Origin of the sequence: Belnapia moabensis DSM 16746 (assembly GCF_000745835.1) — a bacterium.
Taxonomy (GTDB): domain Bacteria; phylum Pseudomonadota; class Alphaproteobacteria; order Acetobacterales; family Acetobacteraceae; genus Belnapia; species Belnapia moabensis.
In genome coordinates, this window is the sequence record NZ_JQKB01000224.1 from 1 (window position 1) to 2,710 (window position 2,710).

3 protein-coding genes are annotated in these 2,710 nt (G+C 69.6%); all 3 read right to left on the reverse strand.

Annotated elements, in window-relative coordinates; all coding sequences use genetic code 11:
• Positions 1-401 precede the first annotated feature (401 nt).
• A complete protein-coding gene (locus EP26_RS30395) occupies positions 402-1,610 on the reverse strand; it encodes an NAD(P)/FAD-dependent oxidoreductase (RefSeq protein WP_281177164.1) in 1,209 nt (402 codons plus the stop codon).
• Between the two features lie 386 nt (positions 1,611-1,996).
• The gene (locus tag EP26_RS30400) at positions 1,997-2,212 is read right to left on the reverse strand and encodes a hypothetical protein (RefSeq protein WP_043345137.1); all 216 of its coding nucleotides are present in this window, start codon (positions 2,210-2,212) and stop codon (positions 1,997-1,999) included.
• 50 nt (positions 2,213-2,262) lie between these two features.
• On the reverse strand, positions 2,263-2,595 hold the full coding sequence (locus EP26_RS30405) for a hypothetical protein (RefSeq protein ID WP_043345138.1): 333 nt from the start codon (positions 2,593-2,595) through the stop codon (positions 2,263-2,265).
• Positions 2,596-2,710 lie beyond the last annotated feature (115 nt).

Consider the following 2,710-nt stretch of genomic DNA (forward strand, 5'->3'; position numbering starts at 1 on the left):
GCCATAGGGTGAGGGCAGGCAAGGGTGCTTCTGGATCCGATTACGGGAATGGCCGGACATCGCGGCTACGCCCCAAGCGCATTGCACCGTCGATCACATGCGATAACCGCCGCCTTACTGCAGGTCAGCCCGTTATCAAATGCAGGCCGGAACCGCATTTGGGCGATGCCTCCCGCCGCCACACCACGCTTGGCAAGCCACCAGGGGAGACCCGCCAGGGCCGGTTACCGACCTGGTTGGCCGACACCACCCAGCACCAGGAAGGCCCTTACCGGCCCGGAAAACGCATCCAGCAGGGTGCGGCCCGGCGCCGCTGGTCGCGGCGCCTCACCCGCCTCAGCATCATGCCCGGAAAGCTCGCCCAGGAAGCCCGTCCAGGCAGGCGCCTCGCCGCATCTTGCTCAGCCGAGCAGCCGGTCCCATGCCCCTTGCTCGAAGATGTGCGGCGGCAGGCCGTGGGGGCCCTTCCACATGGCGACCATCGGCAGCGCCATGGTCGGGTCGGCCGCGATGCGCCCCCAGGCGCGCAGGCGCCGCTGGCGCGCCTCCTCCGTGAACTCGGCATTGAGCGCGGACACGAGCCGGCCGGCGAAGCGCAGGCGCCGCATGCGCTCACGCCGCTCCTCCACGTAGGGTGCGAAGGCGCCTCTCTCCCAGTCACCGCCGAGGAGGACCTCGGAGACGAGGCGCACGTCGCGCAGCGTGATGCTCAGCCCCTGGCCGATCGTGGGGTCGTTGTGCCCGGCCGCGTCCCCGACCAGCACCACCCCCGGCGCGACCGGCACATCGACCCAGCTGTCCGCGTTCGGGTAGCCGTGGCAGGGCCCGGCCGGCCGCGCCGCGGCGAGGGCCTCCCCGTGTGGAAGTGAGGGCACGCGGAAGGCGGCGAGGAAGTTCTGCGCCGCCTCGGGACCGGCGAAGCGCCTACGTTCGCCCAGCCCGTGGTTGAGATAGAGCCGCGCGCGGCCGCCACCTTGCGGGAAGACGTAGAGCGTGGCCTCGCCGTGGGTGCCCATGGTCTGGTCCCCCTCCGGCCACGCCTCCGCCCCCTCGACCAGCAGGCCCGCCATGATGTGGTGGACGGGGTCGGTCTCGGCGCGCGCGCCAACCTGTCGCGCCACCGCCGAGCCGCGCCCGTCCGCGCCGACCACCAGCCGCGGCGCCACCTCGCGTCGGCGGCCGTCGTGCGTAAAGGTCACCTGCGGGCGCTCGCCGACCTCCACGGCGAGGTCGAGCACGCCACGCAGCAGGGCCGCCCCGGCCGCCTGCGCCGCGGCGTCCAGCACCTCGCATAGGCGGGGGTGGCCCATGTTCAGCGCGCCCGCCACGCCCGGCAGCATGGCCCCGAGGTCGAAGGCTCTCGTCCGCGCCGCCTCAGGGTCGAGGCCCTCGCGGTAGGGGACGGAGCGCACGGTGTAGTGCGCGCCGGCGGCAGCCAGCAGGTCGAGGATGCCAAGCTGGCTCGCCTCGGCCACCCCCCAAGGGGCCATGAACTCGCCCCGGACCCGGTCGCGATGGACCAGCGACTTCTCCAACACCAGCACATCCAGGCCGCCGCGGGCGAGAACCGTGGCCAAGGCGCCGCCTGCTACCCCTGCTCCGACGACCACTACATCCGGCTCTTCCGACAAGCGCCACCCTCCGCAGGTCGTGGGCGCCGTCCCGTGGCGGCGAAGCCACCCAGCCTACAGTCTTGCTTGGGACCAAGGTCGGCGGCAATCAAAACCGCAAGGCCAGGGAGGCGCTGCGCACTTCGGGGCGCCGATCTCATTCAGGTTGGCGTCGTCCACGGCTTCGAGGAGGTCGTCGCGGGTCCAGGTTCGGGTGTCGCCGCACCCATCGCAGACCAGGACGAGGCTATCCTCCACCGCCAGTCCGGTCACTGTGTCCCAGGCCATGCGCGCCGTTAACTCGACCAGCCGCCGCTGGCTGGTTCTGGCACCTGCACGCCTAGCCGGGCCGCCACAGCCTCGAGCAGCGCCACATCGCCCTCCCTCTATTGGTGCCGGGTCAGCAGCTTGGTCGCCTCGGCCGGCGGCATCCCAAGGACGACGCCAATGTTGGCGGGTGTGGTGATGCCCCGCTCGTCCAACTCGCGGCCGATCGCCATCTTCAACTGGATCATGGTCAGCCGGTCGGCGGTTCGGCGCCGGCGCTCCTCGGGCGTGATCTTCGGCTTCGCGGGCGATATCTGGTTGGGCGGCAGGCTCATGTCGCGGTTGTTGGTCGCCGCAACAGCCGACGCTAGCTCACCATGCTCAGTTAGCGGCCAGGCCCGGGTGGATCCTGCTGCATCGGTGCTGCGGGCTCTATGCGGATGGCATTGAGCGCCAAGTGCGTTACCGTCTCAATGGCCCGCTCAAAGCCAGCAGCAGCTGCCGGCGGGGCGTCATGCTCAATCTGCGCTAATGCTGCAGGCAGCATCGCGTGAAGGGTACTCAGTATCTCCTCCCGCTTAGCGAGTGGAGCGCGCGAGAGCAGCGAAATATGGGCAATCAGAATGGCTAGAGTGCCCTTCAATGCATGGATCTCGCCTCGCAGTTCGTTGAACTGGTCGCGCTGCTGCAGAGGAAGGCCGATTGGATCCGAGGCCATGAGTGCCACCTCCTGTTGGATCCTAGCCCGGATTATGCACCAGAGGTGACGGGCATGGCGAAATCCGCTGATCGGCAATAGGATTCGGTTGCGACACCCACATCCAGCCGGTCCC